Below are 19,192 nucleotides of genomic sequence, written 5' to 3' on the forward strand. Positions count from 1 at the left end.
AACAGGTGCCGAGCATGAATCAGCGCGGACAGGAGAAACAACGCATTTTCACTATTTCTGACAGTACGGCAGCGGTTCTGATCCTCGCAGAATGCTTGCCGTTGCTGCCGGATTATCTGAGGAAGGATCTCCACTTGCGCGAGGCGCTCAGCATGCTTGAGCGCGCTGCCGCGGATGAGGCAGAGGTTTTAGATATCATTCTTGTTGTGCTCGCGCCAACAGAACTCTCAATCATGAAACAGGCAAATGCAATCCTCGAGCTTGCGGGGCGCTGTTCACGCCATCTCATCGTTATCTGTGGCCAAGCCACTCTGGCAAATCTTGAACTGCCGCTTTCCGCGATAGTCTTGGACCCTCGGAATATCAATAAGCTGCCGGATGTATTGAAAAACCCACCAAGCAACGAGCGGTTTGAACAGGTGTCGTCCGTAAGTGCCCAAAAGTCGGGCGAGGGACAGGTCCATTCACTCTTCGCGCCCCTTTTGAACCGCATTTCCAAATTGAACCCACGGCGCAAACTGGCCAACGTACCGAGCGAACGAACGCGTTTTCTGCATCAAACGATGGCACAACGACCGTTATCCATCGCAGTGCAGGGCTTGGCCGGAGGCGTCGGCGGGACGACACTGGCAGTGAATATCGCTTATGAACTGGCTGCATTAGAGCCGAGTGACCTTGTTTGTCTTCTGGATTTTGACGTACAGCATGGGAATGTGGCGACCTATCTCAACATTGATGAAACCTCGCGCATCATTGATGTATACCAAAACATCGATGTTCTAGATTATCAGGGCTTCAAAGAGTGCATCACGGCATATTCCGCCAATCTCAATGTGTTACCCTCTCCTGCTCAGATGCTTCCTGTCGACGCACTTGGATTTGGTGGGGCGGTCCGACTTATTGACATGGCAAAAAAATTAGCGCCGATCATAATAATTGACATGCCAACGATCGTCAGCGATTGGAGTGGAGATATCTATAAAAATGTGGATATGGTGATCTGTGTCGCCAACCGGCAGATTCGGTGTGTGCGCAACGCTCACAAGTTGCGCAGCCTCTTGGATGAGAATAATATTCCTAGCCTGACCTTTTGCTATATATTGAACAAGGTGCCGAACGTTCTGCCCGCAGACTGGCCGGATTTAATGGCGCCCTTTCTTATCGGCCTTGACGCCGAGCTTGCCTATAGCTTTTCAGCTGGGGGAGCTGAGGTGAGCGACGCCTGCGATCTTGGCAGTCCTCTCGCGCGACACACTCCTGGAAACCCACTCCGTAAGAGTATCTTGACGCTCTGTAAATCCGCGCAGCACGGTCGAAGAATGCATGTTCAAGAATTATAGAGATACTCGGGCCGAGAATGCGGCCGAAGGCAGTGGCACCGCCGATGATGAAACAATGCAGTTTGCTAAACTGAGCAAGATGCCGATGCCGCCAGCCAAGCAGTCGGCCGGGTCACAGTCTGTTACGAACAGCGATGCAGCCAAGAAGCGGCGGACGGCTCTCTCGCAGATGCGATCTGAGGCCCATCGCATGCTGCTTGACACGCTGAACCTTTCAGCATTGGAGAAGGCGACTGAGGCCGATATCAGGCAAGAGATTGGTGTCATTGTCGACAAGCTGATGCCCAATCAACTTGTTGTTCTTTCTCGATCAGATCGGGATCAGATTGTCGATCATCTCTATTATGAAGTGATGGGTCTAGGTCCGTTGGAAATCCTGATGAAGGACGAACGGATATCGGACATTCTGATCAACGGTCCGGATCGGGTCTATGTTGAAGAGAACGGCATTCTTGATAAAACCGACATTCAGTTCAGCGATGAAGCGCATTTGCGGCGCATCCTGCAAAAGATTGTCTCGGCAGTGGGTCGCCGTCTCGACGACCTCAATCCTTATGTGGACACCCGGCTGCCCGATGGTTCCCGTCTTAACGCAATCATCTCACCCATTGCAGTTGATGGCACTCTGGTATCCATTCGCAAGTTTCGTAAGGATACGCTAAGCATTGATCAACTGATGGCATTCGGGGCTATGTCCGAGAGCATGGCAGCTTACCTGCGCGCGGCGGTGAAAAGCCGGTTGAACATCGTGATATCTGGCGGTACTGGATCGGGCAAAACGACTTTATTGAATGCCCTTTCTGCTTTCATCGGTCCGCGTGAACGCATCCTGACAGTCGAAGACACTGCCGAACTCAATCTGCAACAAGAACATGTTGGACGTCTAGAAAGCCGGCCGTCCAACATGGAAAGCAAGGGCGAAGTGACACAACGCGATTGTTTGCGGAATGCGCTTCGGATGCGGCCTGATCGGATCATCGTCGGTGAAACGCGTGGTGAAGAAGTTATCGACATGTTGCAAGCGATGAACACTGGTCATGATGGCTCCATGACAACAATTCACGCAAATTCACCTCGTGATGCCGTAGGCCGCATTGAAAACATGGTGGCTCTTGCCGGATTTGAGATGCCTCTGAGCGCGCTGCGGCGTCAAGTGGCCAGCGCAGTCAACCTGATTATCCAGATCAGCCGCATGCAGGACGGAACGCGCCGCGTTGTATCTCTTACTGAAATCACTGGATGCGAAGGGGACGTGGTCTCGATGCAAGAGTTGTTCCAATTCGAGCATCTTGGCACCGATCCCGACGGGCGGGTTGAGGGCAAATTTGTCAGCAACGGTATAAGATCGCATTACACAGAGCGCTTCAAACGATGGGGCGTAGTCCTACCTGCGAATCTCTACGGAACCTCGGAAGCATGATCCTTGATGTGCTCTTATCGGCCACTTTGAGCATTGGTATGACTCTGATTCTGATGTCGACCGTTCTGCGCATTCTCAGTATCAGGCGCGAACGCAGAAACCGGTTGTTGTCACGCTATGCGCAGTCCAATCCGAACCATGTGCGCGCAGGGAATGCTATTCAAACGGATCGGATTGTTCTGCGTCGCGATGTACAAATAGCAGCGTGGAATGAAGCGAGTTCGCTGAAGGATGCTGCCCGCCATTTAATCACGTGGTATGTTGGGCATATCAAGCGTGAGGCGCTCATGATTGTGCCAGCCGTTTTTCTGATCTGGTTGGGTCTCGCGTGGGTCCTGCAGTTTAATCCCGTTTTTGCCTTTCTTATAGCCGGCATTGCCGTTGTTGGGGCGCGAGTCGTGTTACATCAGCACCTCCGCAAGCGACGTCTGACGCTCATTTCCGAAAAGGTACCCGAAGCGCTGGATGTGATCATCCGGTCTCTAAAGGTCGGCTCGCCCATCAACAATGCGCTGCGTATGGTCGGAACCGCCATTGACGGTCCCATCGGCGAAGAGTTCGCGACTACGGCACAGGAAATCAGCTATGGCCATGATCTCACGGTTGCATTGCAAGAATTAGCCTATCGTTGTGAAAATCAGGACATCCACTTTTTTGCGACTGTCGTCGAGATTCACAACAACAGTGGGGGCAATTTGGTGGATGTACTGACGCGATTGACTATCATCTGCCGCAACCGTCAAAAGTTAAAGAGGAAGATTGCCACTATCACTTCAGAGGCACGATGGTCGGGACGCTTTCTATCAGCGTTTCCAATTTTTGCGGCTGTGATGCTTTTCCTTATTCAGCCGGATTATTTCGCGGAAGTTTCACAGGCCGATTTTTTTAGGCCGATGCTGGCTTTGATCGCATTTTTGTTGTTGAGCAACATTTTATTCATGCAGCGCATGATCAGATTGCAAGCATAGGGCCCGTGTAATCCGATGATCGAGTCTTTCTCGCCTGTCTTGTTGTCAGTCTCAACCATGGCAGGCATCGCTCTGATAGTGCTGGCAGTAGTTAGTGTCGTTACACAAAGGCCCAGCGCACAAGAGACCGAAGAGGTTCGAATTTCGCTACGACAGACTATGGACACTGACTCGAAGCTGGTTTCGATCATGCGGCTTCTGTCGGGAAATGGCGGTAGTGCCAAACAGGAACATCGACGTAAAAGGCTATTTCAGGCAGGCTTTTCGGGGCCGGGCGTTCTTTATCAATACTCGTTCGTGAAATTGCTAAGCGGGCTGACCGCCGCCATAATTGCGTTTTGCATGCTTATCGGTTTGTCTATCCTCTCGAACCTCCCAACTGATCGTTGGTTACTGTTTTGCGCGTTTGGCTTTTTGATGGGGTATACCCTGCCCAGTTTGCTGGTTAGGAGGTTGGCCCAGCGCTATGTCGATCGAATTGCGCGCGACCTCCCGGATGCTCTGGATCTAATGCTGGTCTGTGTTGAGGCGGGACAATCCCTAGATCAGAGCCTAACCCGTGTTGCGCGGTCCATGAAACGCATTCATCCGGAACTTGCAGCGAGGTTCGCGGCCACGTCAGAGGCTCTAAAAGCTGGAGAAGATCGCGCAGACGCTTTTGCGCGTCTTGCCTATGTCACGGACAATTTAGACCTGCAATCCTTTGCAGCGGTGGTTTTGCAAGCGTCAAGCATGGGCACGCCGATATCAGACACATTCCGAATTTATGCAGAAGAACAACGAGAGCGCCGTTTTAGCAGAATAGAGGAAAAAGCGAATATGCTGCCAACGAAAATGACACTAGGCACCATGATGTTTACCGTGCCATCGTTGCTACTGCTGCTGCTGACACCGGCAGTCTACAGCATTTTACAGAGCTTCTGATCCCACAGCGAAATGAACGAACTATCATCTCAAAAATGGACAGCGGTCGACACCGCAACGTCGACCCTTGATCCAGGCCTCCTGTCATCGCGACAAGCTAGGGGAGTGCTCGTAGTTCTCGTGTTGGCAGCAAGCATCTGTTATTGGCTTCTGATGACGGTGTGGCCCATCAACGATGTGGCACTTTACCTGACCGTTCTAAGCATTTCGACGGCAGCCGGGCTTTTCGCTCTGGATCAGAGCCTGTTTCAATGGCGCAACGCGCGCAACTGGATCATTGTCACACTCTGCGGTTTGATGATTACGATCGGCCCCGCAATTCTTGTGCGCGCAACCTCAGAGTGGACCGGCGACTGGTTTGCTAGATTTTCCGCTTTTGCCCTCGGGCTGACATTGGCGATTTTTCTAAACGCCACCGCGCGGATGCTGAGAGAACTATGGCCCGCGTCAGTGAGGCGGGCTAACCGAGCGCAAGCGACCATTGTTCTGCTGATGCAGTTCGGTGTTTTGACCGGTGGAATTTTCTTTGCCACACATTGGTTTTTAGGGACAACGTTGGCTACGGGCCTCGACGCCCTACCAAAGAGCATCGCTGGCGCCATGTGCCTCTCGGTGGCGACGTTGCTGGTGGTGCAGTTTGCGGGACAAGCGGTTGAGAGATCCGGGCATAACCTTATCTGGGGAATTGCACTCGGTCTGGCTTTGGCAGGAGGCTTGATGCTGACCAGTATGCGCACAGCGCTCCCGGGGGCAGAGACCGAAGCGTTGATGTTCGTAGTCTTGATCATGATTGTTCTTTCGGTTGTGATTGATGGGGGGCTGACCGCTCCGATTGGGCTGGTTGGAGCGATCTTCTTGGTGCCCGCGGTGTTGTTCTACTATCCCATGCCGATCGGAATGGCGGCTGGCGCTCCGGCAGATTTGCTGTTAGCGGGAGCTACCGCGTTCGTGACCCTGATCCTTATTCGTGAGCAGGACGTCTCAACATTGCGTCGGGGCCAGAGTGAAGGCCGCCACATCGCCAAGCTTTGGCATCTCTTCACGCATCGTGGAGCAGGAAAGCTCTATTCTGTCGACTTGCAGCACAAGACGATTTCACCGATCGCGGCATATGATTCCCGAAGCCGTCCGATTTCGTTTGCGCGGTTCTTTGCCAGATCACAGCCGGCCCAACTGCTCCGGTTGATCGACATAATGGAAGGAAGGAAAGGCGCGTCCAATCAACCACGCCTCGTAATGACGCTTCCGCTTATGGCCGACCAGTTACCAGGTCTCGACGATCACAATGTTGAAGCGCAGTCATCTTCTCGGCTGTTCGAAATTCACGTATTGGCTCAAGGCCCTGGCAGCGCGGTCATCGGAGCACTCGACGTGACCGAGGAACTTGAACATGAAACGCGGGCCCAGCATTTCGAGAAATTGCTGGGAGAGGCACTGGTTCGCGAAGAACGACTGCTGTCTGTGGCCGCACATGAGCTTCGCACTCCCGCCGCGATCCTTAGTATGCTAGCAGAAGAGCTTGATTCCGGTATTGGATGGAGGGAAGTGTCAGGCAATTTCCGCAAGTCCCTCGGGCGGGTTGTCGCTGTTCTAGACGATCTGAGACTGCACAGCAGCGGCGGCGAGTTACGCACCCAGCAAATGGTGTTCACTCTGAATGAAGTCGCTAATCACCTGCGCGAGACTCTTGGAGGTGCGGCCGCTGCCAATGGGGTTTCTTTGATCTTCTCCTTGTCCCAAACCAGCAGTACGCTGCTCAGCGGTGATTATGGTCGTGTCTATATTGCGCTGCTGAAATTACTTCACAATGCTATCATCCATTCCGGCGGGACAGAGGTCACTCTGAGCGTGCTTCTGAGCCTCAATAGCGGCAATGATCTGACTGTCATCTGGCAGATCAGTGACAATGGACAAGGTATCCCTGCCGCAGAGGTAGACACTATCTTCCGGCCTTTCGATTCAAGTGGCACCGGCGCTGGCGATGACCATGTGGGCCTAGGCCTCTACACTGCCAGAAAGGCGGCACGCACGCTTGGGGGGGACGTCTATCTCAAGGGACATAAGGTAGACCAAGATAATCTGCGCTCCGACATCAATGGACCGGCGACAGGGCCCTATGACGGGATAACTAAAACGGGGTGCACTTTTGTGTTCACCCATCCGGCACGCTTGGAGAAATCGTCGCGCTACACGAAGATGGAGCATAAGAATATGAGCGAGCAAGACATCACATACGAAAGCAAGACCGTACTGCTGGTTGAAGATAATCGCGTGGTCGGTGAGATCACCACAGCAAGATTGCGCCGGATATTCGGAACAACGCTTTGGGCAGAAAGCGGCGATGAGGGGCTTATTGCGTATCAAAAGAATAAGCCGGACCTCATTCTGATGGATCAACTTTTGCCCGGCCTTCTCGGGTCAGAACTCATAAAACTGATCCGGCAAACGGACACCGACACGCCGATTGTCGGCATCACAGCATCCACCATGGGGTCGGAGTGTGCTGAACTGGAGGCTGCAGGAGCCAATTACGCACTGGAGAAACCCCTTTCAATTGTCCAGTTGCGCAAAATTGCCAGTGAGTTTTTCGAGACCTAAGAACCCTTCATGTGATCCTGACAGGCTTTGGGTTGCCAGCACGACCGAGGCGGTCAAGCCGCCTAAAGTTGATATGAGAAAGTGACCTGCCACTGAACTTTCATCCAGCCGGACTGGGAACCGTTTGGCTTCTGATCCGAACCCCAACCTTGGACCGCCCGAAGGCAGAGTTTTCCGGCTTCGCTCAGGGTGACAGGCTGGTGATGCTCCCTTATTTCGTAAGCATGATCGGGGCTTTGTTGCCGATCGCACTGTGTGGCCGTTCCTCGTTGTAGTGTAACGCTCCGGCGGGGGCCGTCTGACGGGGCGCGTTGGGTGATGGTAAGTCCGACCTTATGGTCGACCTTACGGTAACCGCCTCGTTGATACCGCGGCCTACGCGGCTTGACTGCTCATTGCGGATGCCACTGGCGACCAGTTCCACGGCAGCAAGTCATCGAGCCGGTTGATCTTGTGATCGTGGATGCGGTCGAGGATGTCGGCGAGATAGGCCAGCGGGTCGAGACCATTCAGCTTGGCCGTTTCAATGACCGTCATCGCGCGCGCGAGGGTTTCCGCGCCGGTATCTGCGCCCGCGAAGAGCCAGTTTTTACGTCCTATTCCAATCGGGCGCAGGGCGCGTTCGGCCGGATTGTTGTCGATGGCCACACGCCCGTCGGTCAGGAACAGGCTGAAGGCCTCCTGCCGCGCGAGGCCATAGCGGAACGCCTTGGCCAGATCGCTTTTGCCGGGGATGCGCAGAAGCTGCTGTTCAGACCAGGCAAAGAAAGCCTCGACCTTGGGCTGGGTAAGTTTTTGACGTGCCGCATAGCGGACGTTGGCGGGCTGACCGTTGATATCGCGCTCGATGTCGTAGAACTTGCCGATCCGATCGAGCGCCTCGCGAGCGATCTCGGATTTGGTCGAGGTCCAGAAGTCATGGAAGTCGCGCCGCAGATGCGCCCAACAGGCGGCCTCCCGCAAACGCTGCATGCCGTCAGGCTCTGGCGCTGTCGCGTTGCCTTTAAATCCGGCACACTGGGGAGTGGGCAAAACTTGGGGTGTCTGTGTATGTTGGTGGTTCATTGAGAAGGGGACTGCCATGGAAGTGCGGATTATTGTCGAGACGACCCTTGAGAACGGAACCACAAAGAGGCATCATTTCGACCGTTTGTCCCGCCCGTTTCGACGCACGCAGCCTGAGGGGTTCGGGTTGTTGCTCGAAGATGCAAAGACGATCCTCGGGCAGTTGCAGAAAGCGATCCTGCTCGACCAGATCGAGGAGATTTCTCAAGCAATCAGGATCTGTCCCGACTGCGACGGGGTCCGGGCCATACATGATTATCGGTCTCGGGTGCTCGACACGCTCTTCGGCAGGTTCGAGGTCAAGGTGCCGCGCATTCGCCGCTGTGCCTGCAATGCAAAATCCGATGTTGTGTTGGGCGGACCGCTTTCGCCTCTCACTCACTTTTTTCCGGATCGATCGACCCCGGAACTGCGACGCCTTCAAGCCGAACTTGGGGCGCGTCATTCCTTCCGGGAAGCGGCGCGTATCCTGGAAACCTTTCTGCCTTGCGCGAAGCAGATGCACACATCGGTGCGCAATCGACTGGGTAAAGTTGCCCGGGAGATCTGCGACAGCGAGCAAACTGAGCCGCTGGTTCCTTCAGCCGCCGAAGAGGCGCCTGCGCTGACGGTTTTCCTGGACGGGGCGCATATCCGATGCAGGCCGGAATATCAGAAGCGACACCTCGATGTTGTGGTCGGCAAGATCGAAAGCCACGATAGGTGCCGCCGCTTCGGCTTGGTGCAACAGGCGGTCCTGTCACCTGCTAGTCAGCTTCGCCAGGACTTGAGGGCTCTCGGGTGGGATCACGAACAAGCCGTCACGGTAATTTCGGACGGGGAACCAGCCCTGCCAAACCTCGTCCGCAATGCCGTCGGTGGGAAGGTCCGCCACATCCTCGATTGGTGGCATATCTCGATGCGCATTCAGCATGTCGAGAACGCCGTAAAGGGCCTGCTGCAGAGCAGGAGTTTCTCCGGCATTCCAGTGCTGTTCAAACGTCCGGCCGAAACGCTGCGATGGTACCTTTGGCATGGAAAAGTTCTTACGGCCACGACCAGTCTGCAATGGTTGATGGTCGATTGCGCGCGGCTCGTTACAGATGACCGCGTGGAGACTGAAGCGGCTCGGCGAGTGCAAGCTCGCTGCCGAGACCTCTATTCCTACCTTGCGAACAATATGGACAGCCTGACCGACTATAGTCGGCGGTACCGCACGGGTCTTCCGATTTCTTCGTCCCGGGCTGAGGGCTGCGTGGACGACATCGGCAACACCCGCATGGGAAAGCGACGCCGCATGAGATGGTCACCCAAGGGAGCCCACCGGGTGGCTGTTCTCCGCGCCGCCGTTCTCGACGGTCGGCTAACCGGCGCCTACCAAAGAGCAGCCGCATGACCCCCAAGTTTTGCCCACTCCCGATTTAAAGACAAGATCCCATATTTAATGGCAAAGCGGCCCCGTTGATTTTGTTGACTTTCATATACCGCATTTAAGTGCTACGCGACACCGGCTGACCATCACACCCCGATCGGCGAGAAGATCCTCGACATCCGCCGTGCTGAGCGCGAAGCGATTATAGACCCAGACGGCATATGCAACGATTCACGAGGGAAACGGTAGCCTTTCAGGCGCGGCATGGAGGATGGTATGTTCATACCCAACGCCTAACCAGGCGCCGCACCGCAAACAAGTTGGCAATCCCGAACGGAAAGTGGCTTGAACAAGCACTTGGGGCGGCACGAAAGCGTTACAGGTCCAGTTCATTCACCTGCCCCTCGCGAATGCGCACGTCTTCGCGAGCGATCTTGTGGCGCTCACCGCGTGCTGCGTATCTTCGGTTTATCCAACAAGGGAATACCTGGTCATGCTGCGCGCTCTGATCGCAACGACACTCGCAGTCATTCTGGGCGCTTGCGCATCCATTGAACGGGTTGCCTTGCCGAAGCCTGTCTTGCTGTCCGAAGATTTCGCCTTGCAGAGGTCTGAACGGGCAGAACGGGTGAACTACGCGGCTTACAACCAGTTTCTGAGGCGCTATTGGGCGGAAGATACCTCAGGTGTCGCGCGTGTGAATTACAATGCCGTCACTGCGTCAGATCACGCCAATCTGGTAAGTTTCATCAACGGCTTGCAGCAGATAACGCCTGGAAACTTGACCCGTGACGATCAATTGGCTTTCTGGATCAATCTTTACAACGCGCAAACCATTCGGGTGGTGCTTGACCATTATCCGGTCAGCAGCATCCGGAAAATCAAGGACGGGCCGTTCAGCATCGGGCCCTGGAACCGGAAAGACCTGGCAGTTAATGGCGTTGCGCTGAGCCTGAACGATATCGAGCATGGCATCATTCGACCGAGCTTCAACGAACCCCGCATTCACTACGCGCTGAATTGCGCTGCGGTCTCCTGCCCCAATCTCGCTCCTCAAGCCTGGCGCGGTGCAGGCCTCGAGCAGGCTTTGGAGGCCGCAGAACGTGCCTATCTTGCGGATTCGCGAGGGGTTCTGATCGGAGACGACGGGCGCGTCACGGTTTCCAAAATCTACATCTGGTTCCGTGAGGATTTCGGAGACAATGAGGGTGAAGTGCTTGAGCGTCTGATCACAAAGTCCCCGGCTCCAACGCGTGCGGCTCTTGAGGCGCGCGGGCGGATAGATCGGTATGACTACGACTGGTCGTTGAATGAGGTGCGGTAGCGACCGGAAATATGCCTTGCACTCTCTGACCCTCAAGACGTCCGCATGACACCAAAAGCGTGCTCGCAAGCCTTTGTTAAAAACTTTTTTGAAATCAACCAGTGACGAGGGCGCGACATGGCAAAGGACACTGATACGCCGAGCGATCCGGCATTTGCTGCGCGTGGGCGCAACTTCATGGGGACAGACAAGCGAGCACCTCTGCGTGAGGGTCTGCTCGCGGCGGGTCAATTCGGTGACTTGCAAACGGCGGGGCGGTTCTATCCGGTGGCGTGCGTGTCGCTTGAGATAACGCAGCGCTGCAACCTCGATTGCACCCTGTGCTATCTGTCTGATCGTGCCGAGCTTGCCCACGACGTTCCGCTCCCGATCCTGTTTTCCCGTATCGCAATGATCGAGCGGCACTATGGGCCCGATACGCCAGTCCAGATCAGCGGCGGCGATCCGACATTGCGCTCGATCGAGGACCTTGAAGCGATCTGCCAGGAGATCCGCCGCCTCGGCCTTCGGTCCTGTTTGATGACCAATGGCATCCGCGCAACGAGAGCCATGCTCCGACGCCTCCGGGCAGCAGGGCTGAATGATGTCGCATTTCACGTTGATCTGACAGAAGAACGGAAAGGCTATCCAACGGAGGTCAGCCTGAACGCCGTCAGACGCGACTATATTGCACGGGCGAAAGGTCTTGGGCTGCGCATTCTCTTCAACATGACCGTGTTTGAAGGCAACATTCGGGAGGTGCCGCAGGTGGCTCGTTTTTTTCGCGACCACGCCGCGGATGTAACCCTGGTTTCATTTCAAATGGGTGCCGATACGGGGCGTGGCGTTTCGGATCACCATGCGGGCGCCTTGTCGCGCGACACTGTTTGGGAGGCCCTTTCAAAAGGGTTCGAAACGGACCTGAACAATACCGTGGCTATCGGACATCGCGAGTGCAATCGCTATGACATCTTGCTAGTCGCGGCCAAGAAGGCGGTTTCAGTAACGCAGGATGCCGCGTTTTTGCGCCGGCTGGTTCCGGCGCTTGAACAACCGGGGGGGCAGCGCAACGCGCCGGTAGTCTGGCACTTGCTGCGCAAACATCCGGGGTTGGCTCTGCGAGGTCTTCTGGGAGCGGTCGGATTGCTGTGGCAGCTGCGTGGAGGGCTGATTGCGAGCCGGGCCCGCGTGCACCGGATGAGTGTTCTGATCCATAGTTTCATGGATGCGGACAAATTGGACAGGGAGCGCTGCGCCTCCTGTGTCTTCATGACGATCACGTCGGACGGTCCGATGTCGATGTGCGCCTTCAACGCCAAACGCGATGCGCTGATCTTCAAACCTGTTCCCGTGCAAAATGAACAAGGCACCCAGTGGTGGAGTGCTGCCACAGGGAAAATGACCAAGTCGCCGGATCAGGAAGAGCCCATGCAAACGCCTTTCAAGCTCTTGAAAGGCCGACAACGTGCCGCCGTGGCGCGGCAAAGAGGGCCTCGCCGGCCTTGAGGCTAGGGTTCATCGCTTCTGGTGCTATGACATCTGGAACTCTTCAGGGGGAACGGCCTCCAGAAGTGGAAAGCAGAAGCCATTGTTCCGCTTCATGCCAACGACCGCCAATTTCCGCAACGCGGCTGTCTCAGCCATGGGCATGGCGCTGTCCGGATCGCCACGCGGCATCAGTCCAAGTGATCAATCCCGATCTGGAATTCCGAGCTCCGCCCAAAGCGCGCGCGGTGCTGGCGAAGCTAATTCCCACTGTATTTCGATTGGTTTCTCTCCTTCCCATCCGGCGAACCTGAGCTGCCCGCAATAAATAAACGGATTGACCTTGCCATTCACCTTGTTACCGCGGCGGATGAACAAATGCACCTCGTGGCCTTCCTCACCGCTGATGACCCGGCCATGCTTGCTGTCCTGCCGCGTCTGCTTCTGGCTGAACCATTTCAGCCGTGACGACATAACCTGGTAAACCTGACGACGCATTTTGGCGCAACTGTCTGGAAGTTGACATAAGCGCGCTTACGCGTGTTTGAGCCATCACAAGGGCAGATACTAAGCTTCTATCCGCCACATCCGGAACCGCCCCTGCCCTGTAACCTCGCGGATCAAGCCGTACTTTTCCATCCACGCGAGGTTTCGTTGCACCGCCGCGCGACTGGCACCGATCTGAGTCTCAGTCATCGGCGCGGACACCAGCGGCCATTCCGCGAAGAAAGCACGCAAAGCAGGAGGCGTCTTGCCCGACAGTTTAGCCATTTCGCCTTCTGCCTGAACTATCCAAGTCTCAATCAAATCCAGATGTCGCATCGCCGTTAGTATTGCGCTGTTCATCCCGTCCAACCAGCGGGCCAAGCGTTCGGGTGGCAAGCCCGAGGCACGCAGCCCACCTGCCCCGCCCATGGCGAGCGGCGCAAAGATGGCACCGCTTCCGTCGCTTGCCGCAATCCTAGACGCGGTGACGGCGGCTTCGATCTGGTCTCCCTGCTGTCCGAGGCCCGCCAGGCTCCAGAGATGAAAGCCCATGCAGGCTCGAGTGATCGGATGCAAGTCGCCCGCAGCCGCCATGACGTCCAGCCATCCACCCGCGCGATCTTTGAGGCGCTCAGCGCTGTCTTCAATGTTCTTGGGATCGCGGCGATCCAGGAAGGCGGCCAAGTCAGCCTTCGGTCCGGGACCGCCTGTCAGGCGCCGAACAGCCCATCCTACGCGTGCCAAGGCCTTCTGGTCATCCTGTGCACCTGACAGCCGCATCGATATCCAAAGCGCCAGACGATCAGAACTCACCCGATCCCCTGCGAACCAGCTAAGGTCCGCTGCCTCGATAAGAGCGAGGCGATGCCGCCAGCCTTCCGGGCCACGCAGCAGCCTGTCATCCAGAGCACCCAGGCGTCCAGCCACTCTTGCCAGTCGCGCAGCGTGAACGCCTTCTGCCTTTGCCCAGTCTTCGATGACAGCAGTGTCTGGCGGTTCCGCCCGTGGCCCAGGTGGCAAATCATCCGGTTCTTCCTCGAGTGGCCCAGGTAAAAACCAGAGATCGTCTTCGTGAGCCTCTTCATCCTCCTCGATGGTGATGAGGGGGTTGTCGTAATCATCAGTCAAGGTAGAGACTTGTGTTTTCATATGTGCAAAATACTAGTATTTTGCACATTACCCAAGTGATTTTGTGGCGATTGCCGACGCCCTGTATATAGTATGCGCGCGCGACTGCCGGCAGAACCTCTCAGATGGCGCTCAGCGCAGGGAAACCAAGGGTTTTTGGGCGAGCCCGACGAGAGAGCACTTACTTGCATTCGTTTACAAACGGTCGTTTATTGGCGCTATATGAAACTGCAAAAAGACTGTTTTGATGCCATTGATAGGCTACGCGCGCGTTTCAACCGAGGATCAAACCCCCCTGCCCCAGTCTGAGGCCCTGCAAACTGCGGGATGCGTCGAGATCTTCGAAGAGCACGCCTCAGGCGGCAATCGTGCCCGGCCGGTGCTTGCCCGCTTGCTGGAGCGCATTAGCAAGGGCGACACGCTGGTTGTCGTACGGATCGACCGGCTCGCACGGTCTCTGTCGCACCTTCTCGAGGTGATCGAACGGTTGGAGGCCAAGGGGGCGTTCTTTCGTTCCATTCAGGACCCGATCGACACCGGATCCCCGCAAGGCAAGTTCACTCTGCAGGTTCTGGGCGCCGCGGCCGAGTTCGAGCGGGCGCTGATCCGGGAACGTACCAAAGCAGGGCTGGCGAGCGCCCGTACCAAGGGCCGGGTCGGCGGGAACCCTGGACTGCGGGCCAAAGACCCTGCTGCTCTTCGCAAAGTACGGCTGGCGCGACAAGACGGCTACATGGAGCGTCTGAACGAGACGGCACAAGATTGGGTGCCCCATGTGCGCCGGTTGCGACCCGACTTGGCCTGGGAAGACGTGGTGCGCATCATCAACGGCCCCTTGCCCGAGGCGCGTCGCTGGACCCAAAGCCGTCTCTTGCGCGCTGTGAAGGCCTATGTCGGCGACGGCTTCCTGCCGGCCGAGGTGCTAGCCCGCGCCGGGCGCCGCGAAACCGACGACCGTCTGCCCGCCATCGTCGCCGGCATCAAGGGCGCGGACCCCGACATCACGCTTCAGGCGATCTGCACCCGGCTGGAAGCGATGCGCGAACGCACGCCTCGTGGCCGAACAAGATGGCAGCCGTCTTCGGTGAAAATGCTGTTGGAGCGGGCGGAACGACTTGGCCTCATGCCGTACGAATCGAGCCAAAATTAGATGTAGCTTCTGACCCGAATCCAAAAAATTTGACCGGGAGAAAACTCCGCAGGAGGCAGAAAGTGCCATTAGTTGCTTGGGGTTAGCTGCTAATATGCCAACTCAACAGAGTAGCGGCTCGATTTGGTTAGATCTGCATTTAATATATCTATATCAATGACTTGCTGAGTTTTTTTACACGACAACACCTATAGGTGTTGTGGATAACTTTCACACTACATTTAGATTCTTCTTGCCGGACTCACTGGATCGTGGCATTCCCATTCTGACGGCAAAACGCGTCAGACACGCTGTACACCGTCAGAATGACTAAGAGCCTCAACAGAGGCCGAGAGTGGGCGGCAGGACATGGATGATCGTAACATTGGATACACGCAAGGCATAGGCTCTTCCGATATCGGAGCATTTGCCGACAATCTGGCTGAGTCTTTGGATCGCCAGATGAAGATCGCTTTCGAACCCGAAGAACGAAAGTCCTTACGTCGCTTCAGTTCCACCGAAGTCGCCGGCCTCCTGCGCGTAAGCACATCTAACCTGCGCAACCGGCACAAGGACGGCAGCTTCCCGGAAGTGCATACAGACAACCGCGGACACCGGTTCTACACAGCCCAAGAGATTGATGAGTTGCGCGATGTTCTTGGACGCACTGGAAAGAACGCAGAAAGCTACCGCCCAGGTCGACGTGATGGCGATCGTCTCCAGGTGATATCCGTCGTCAACTTCAAAGGCGGCTCATCAAAGACTACTACAACGATTCATCTTGCGCAAAGGTATGCCTTGCGCGGTTACCGCGTGCTGGTCCTAGACCTCGATCCGCAAGCAAGTTTGACCACGTTTTTCGGCTTTCGGCCCGAGCTTGAGTTCGCCGATGGCGGCACAATCTATGATGCTTTGAGATATGAGGACCAAGTTCCTCTCTCGAACGTCATCCAAAAGACCTACTTCCATAAGCTCGACATGGTGCCCGCCGGTTTGATGCTCTCGGAGTACGAAACCGAGACCGCAAACGCTCTCGCCCGTCGCGTACAGCCCATCTTTGCAGAGCGCCTCGCCTTGGCGCTTGAAGAGGTTGAGGCAAACTACGACATCGTCCTGATCGACTGCCCGCCTCAGCTTGGGTTTCTAACCCTGACTGCGCTGGCAGCCTCGACGGGGCTTTTGGTTACCGTGGTACCTGGCATGCTTGACATCGCATCCATGAGCCAATTCCTGAAGCTTGCTTCAGAAACGGTCAAGGCCGTGGAGGAAGCCATCGGTCGGCGTGTCACATGGGATTTTGTCAAGTTCCTGATTACCAGATATGAACCATCGGACGGTCCGCAGACCCAAATGGCAGGCTACCTGAGATCAATTCTGGCAGGTCAGGTCATGACAGAGCCAATGCTGAAGTCTACGGCGATCTCCGACGCGGGGATGACCCAGCAGACCGTCTACGAAGTCGATCCAAGCCAATTCATCAGAAAGACAATTGATCGCGCCCTGACCAGCGTGAATGGCGTTGGCGATGAGCTAGAGCAGACGATCCAAATGGCATGGGGGCGTCGCTGATGGCCCGAAACATCTTCAACCAGCCTCCAAGGAATGAGACGGAGAGCGGAGCCCCCTCCCCTACCCCGCCAAAAGCGGCAAAGCTGCCGGGATCTGTTGGAGGATTGCGCGACTCTTTGCGCGAGATCACAGCAAACTCGATTCGCGATATCGAACCCGATCAGATTGACATGGATGGGCTGCGCGATCGGTTGGTGCTGGAAGATTCCAGTATCGATGAGTTGGCCGAGAGCATTCGCAAGCATGGCCAACAAGTGCCCATCATGGTCCGTCCATCAGCCCAACCGGACAGATACCGCATCATCTACGGCCGCCGCAGGCTTGCGGCGATCCGCAAGGTCGGTGGAACGGTCAAGGCAATTGTTCGAACCTTGGACGATGACGCATCTCTGATCGCTCAAGGCCAGGAGAACAACCTCAGGCTTGATCCGTCTTTTATAGAAAAGTCTCTTTTTATCAAAGAGATGCAAGAATCCGGGTACAAACCCGGTGTCATTCAAGATGCTCTAGGTCTGACCCGGCAAGGCGTATCCAACCACAGGGTCGTCATAGAACAACTGCCAGACGGTCTTGTTCAACTCATCGGGCCAGCACATGGGATCGGACGACGGCAGTGGGGTGATCTAGCTGCCTTGTCGGTGAAGGTAGATTTGGTGGACATCGCCAAAGAGGCGCTCGCCGCCCTGCCCGACGACACTCCTAGTTCCGAAAAGTTCCAAGCGGTCTATTCGGCTTGCTCGAGCAAAGCACGTAGCGACAAGAAGCCGCCCAATCGTGGGCTGACTTCGGTCATCAATGATGAGAACGGCAGTTCATTGGGCACGCTGACAATCGATGAGAAGGCGATCGCGCTCAAGGTCACCAAGAAGGACAATCCAGAATTCGGCCAATGGCTCGAAGAGCACGCGGAAGCTACGCTTTTGCAACTCTTCGTACAGTGGCGGAATGAGAGAGGCTCTGGGTCCTAACCCAGGCCACACAGAGCAACACGAGCAGAGGAGAAAAGCGAAGACCCGAAAGAAAAGAGCCCCCCAAAGTTTCCCCTGGAGAGCCCTCATCATCTGATTAGCATCTTTGATGTAGCAACCTCCAGCATACCGGTCAAGAGTCACCGATTCGGTGGACTGATATTTTTTGCCTTTTTCCGCGAAAATTCGAGGAAAGAGACGGGGAAGTTGTGGGCCGAACGGTCGTCGTGAACAAGCCATGGCATTTACAAAACTCTCGATCGAAGCCGCAGGTGCTGATGCAACCCGCGGCTCATTTCACCCATCTGAAACCGACGTCTGGACCATCTTCAGAGCCCTGAGAGATGCACGCAGCGTGTTTGGTCTACGTCCTGGCCACATACAGACACTTCAAGCAATGCTCAGTTTTCTGAAACCTGGCCATGGCGAAACGGTTTTTGCGTCTAACAATTCACTTTGCCAGCGCGTTGGCGGAATCGACGAACGGACACTCCGGAGGCACATCAACCGCTTCGTTGAACTCGGATTCATCAAGCGCAATGACAGCTCGAACCGAAAGCGCTACCGCGTTCGCTCATCCGGCGGGGAGTGCATCAGTTATGGATTGTCTCTCACCCCCCTGCTCCAACGTGCGAGCGAGCTTATAGCCATCGCGCAAGAGATGGAGAATAACCGGCGAGATCGGATATTTGTCCGCAAACAGATCCTTACAAAGCTCGCCCATTTGGAAGAGCACGATCCTAGCAACGCATTCATCAACCACGCACGGAAAGCTCTACGCAGGAAGCTGAGCCTCCCCGAATACCACGCTCTGCTCGCCAATACAGATGCAGAATGCCAGAGTTTGTCTACCCCGGATGACCCGCCTGAAACTATGGAATTGCCCGCCAATGACGGACAAACTGTCCGGCATCAATCTAAGTCTGAAGAAGAAAAAAAAGATTTAGATAGCAACATAGGCCTTGAGGCCCTGAAACCAGACTTGCTGACCTCAGTCTGCGATCAGGCGACATCGTTCTCCACAGAGAGACTTAGAAACTGGTTGGACATTGAAAACCATGCTCGAACACTTGCACCCATGATGGGCATTCACCCAGAGACTTTCGAGAAAGCCAAGAATGCTGTAGGAGCTCAGAAAGCGTCATGCGCGATCTTCATCATGCTACAGCTTGGAAAACGCATCAGGGATTTTGGAGCGTATTTTCACAGTATCACCCTGGGTCAAAGGCAAAACCAATTTGATCCATTAGCTTTGATCAAGCGACTGTCCGAAAACAATGAGCGAACTGTCTAATGTCCACCGCGGTGGACTTCGAACGAGAAGCGGCGCTTGTGGCAACCAAAACTGTCCAAACGCACATAGCGGCGCGTGGTGGTTCTTCAGTTTATCTCAGACCAGCAGATGTCCACCGCGGTGGACAAGTGACACACGAGCAAGCCTTGATGAAAATCTGGCCG

At 55.6% G+C, this 19,192-nt stretch carries 14 protein-coding genes and 2 pseudogenes; 12 read left to right on the forward strand and 4 right to left on the reverse strand.

The window, feature by feature from the left end; all coding sequences use genetic code 11:
* The first annotated feature begins 14 nt into the window (after positions 1–14).
* From ACLGGT_RS21095 to ACLGGT_RS21115, 5 genes are all read left to right on the forward strand, one after another.
* A complete protein-coding gene (locus ACLGGT_RS21095) occupies positions 15–1,340 on the forward strand; it encodes an AAA family ATPase (RefSeq protein ID WP_437197578.1) in 1,326 nt (441 codons plus the stop codon).
* On the forward strand, positions 1,324–2,760 hold the full coding sequence (locus ACLGGT_RS21100) for a CpaF family protein (protein WP_437197580.1): 1,437 nt from the start codon (positions 1,324–1,326) through the stop codon (positions 2,758–2,760). The genes ACLGGT_RS21095 and ACLGGT_RS21100 overlap by 17 nt, the downstream gene beginning before the upstream one ends.
* Entirely contained in the window at positions 2,757–3,728 is a 972-nt protein-coding gene (locus tag ACLGGT_RS21105) for a type II secretion system F family protein (protein ID WP_437197581.1), read from the forward strand. The genes ACLGGT_RS21100 and ACLGGT_RS21105 overlap by 4 nt, the downstream gene beginning before the upstream one ends.
* A gap of 159 nt (positions 3,729–3,887) precedes the next feature.
* Positions 3,888–4,652 (forward strand): type II secretion system F family protein, encoded by a 765-nt coding sequence (locus ACLGGT_RS21110; protein ID WP_437197582.1) that lies wholly within the window; start codon positions 3,888–3,890, stop codon positions 4,650–4,652.
* Positions 4,653–4,805: 153 nt separating this feature from the next.
* Positions 4,806–7,250 carry a hybrid sensor histidine kinase/response regulator gene (locus tag ACLGGT_RS21115; RefSeq protein WP_437197584.1) on the forward strand — a complete coding sequence of 815 codons (2,445 nt, stop codon included), beginning with the start codon at positions 4,806–4,808 and terminating at the stop codon, positions 7,248–7,250.
* 375 nt (positions 7,251–7,625) lie between these two features.
* Here the strand turns inward: ACLGGT_RS21115 and tnpC are convergent.
* Positions 7,626–8,264 (reverse strand): annotated as a pseudogene (gene tnpC, locus ACLGGT_RS21120) (IS66 family transposase); the annotation flags it as partial.
* Between the two features lie 67 nt (positions 8,265–8,331).
* Here tnpC and ACLGGT_RS21125 point away from each other — a divergent pair.
* Positions 8,332–9,690: an ISKra4 family transposase gene (locus tag ACLGGT_RS21125; protein WP_437197586.1), complete on the forward strand. Its 1,359-nt coding sequence runs from the start codon at positions 8,332–8,334 to the stop codon at positions 9,688–9,690.
* A gap of 96 nt (positions 9,691–9,786) precedes the next feature.
* Here the strand turns inward: ACLGGT_RS21125 and ACLGGT_RS21130 are convergent.
* Positions 9,787–9,950, reverse strand: a pseudogene (locus ACLGGT_RS21130) (IS6 family transposase); the annotation flags it as partial.
* 209 nt (positions 9,951–10,159) lie between these two features.
* Here ACLGGT_RS21130 and ACLGGT_RS21135 point away from each other — a divergent pair.
* Positions 10,160–10,990 (forward strand): DUF547 domain-containing protein, encoded by an 831-nt coding sequence (locus tag ACLGGT_RS21135; protein ID WP_437197587.1) that lies wholly within the window; start codon positions 10,160–10,162, stop codon positions 10,988–10,990.
* A 117-nt stretch (positions 10,991–11,107) separates the two neighbouring features.
* Positions 11,108–12,475, forward strand: coding sequence for a radical SAM protein (locus ACLGGT_RS21140; protein ID WP_437197589.1), 1,368 nt, complete (start codon positions 11,108–11,110; stop codon positions 12,473–12,475).
* 183 nt (positions 12,476–12,658) lie between these two features.
* Here the strand turns inward: ACLGGT_RS21140 and ACLGGT_RS21145 are convergent, their stop codons facing one another.
* Together ACLGGT_RS21145 and ACLGGT_RS21150 are read right to left on the reverse strand one after the other, a co-directional pair.
* A complete protein-coding gene (locus tag ACLGGT_RS21145) occupies positions 12,659–12,928 on the reverse strand; it encodes a DUF3427 domain-containing protein (RefSeq protein ID WP_437197590.1) in 270 nt (89 codons plus the stop codon).
* A 93-nt stretch (positions 12,929–13,021) separates the two neighbouring features.
* Positions 13,022–14,089, reverse strand: a complete 1,068-nt coding sequence (locus ACLGGT_RS21150; protein WP_437197591.1) for a helix-turn-helix domain-containing protein — start codon at positions 14,087–14,089, stop codon at positions 13,022–13,024.
* 226 nt (positions 14,090–14,315) lie between these two features.
* Between ACLGGT_RS21150 and ACLGGT_RS21155 the strand changes: the two genes are divergently transcribed.
* From ACLGGT_RS21155 to repC, 4 genes are all read left to right on the forward strand, one after another.
* Positions 14,316–15,218 carry a recombinase family protein gene (locus ACLGGT_RS21155; RefSeq protein ID WP_437197593.1) on the forward strand — a complete coding sequence of 301 codons (903 nt, stop codon included), beginning with the start codon at positions 14,316–14,318 and terminating at the stop codon, positions 15,216–15,218.
* Positions 15,219–15,566: 348 nt separating this feature from the next.
* A complete protein-coding gene (repA, locus tag ACLGGT_RS21160; protein WP_437197594.1) occupies positions 15,567–16,766 on the forward strand; it encodes a plasmid partitioning protein RepA in 1,200 nt (399 codons plus the stop codon).
* Positions 16,766–17,734 carry a plasmid partitioning protein RepB gene (gene repB, locus ACLGGT_RS21165; protein WP_024099295.1) on the forward strand — a complete coding sequence of 323 codons (969 nt, stop codon included), beginning with the start codon at positions 16,766–16,768 and terminating at the stop codon, positions 17,732–17,734. The genes repA and repB overlap by 1 nt, the downstream gene beginning before the upstream one ends.
* A gap of 238 nt (positions 17,735–17,972) precedes the next feature.
* The gene (repC, locus tag ACLGGT_RS21170; RefSeq protein ID WP_437197595.1) at positions 17,973–19,028 is read left to right on the forward strand and encodes a plasmid replication protein RepC; all 1,056 of its coding nucleotides are present in this window, start codon (positions 17,973–17,975) and stop codon (positions 19,026–19,028) included.
* Positions 19,029–19,192: the final 164 nt, after the last annotated feature.

The organism is Roseovarius sp. MS2 (assembly GCF_051447875.1).
Lineage (GTDB): Bacteria > Pseudomonadota > Alphaproteobacteria > Rhodobacterales > Rhodobacteraceae > Roseovarius > Roseovarius mucosus_A.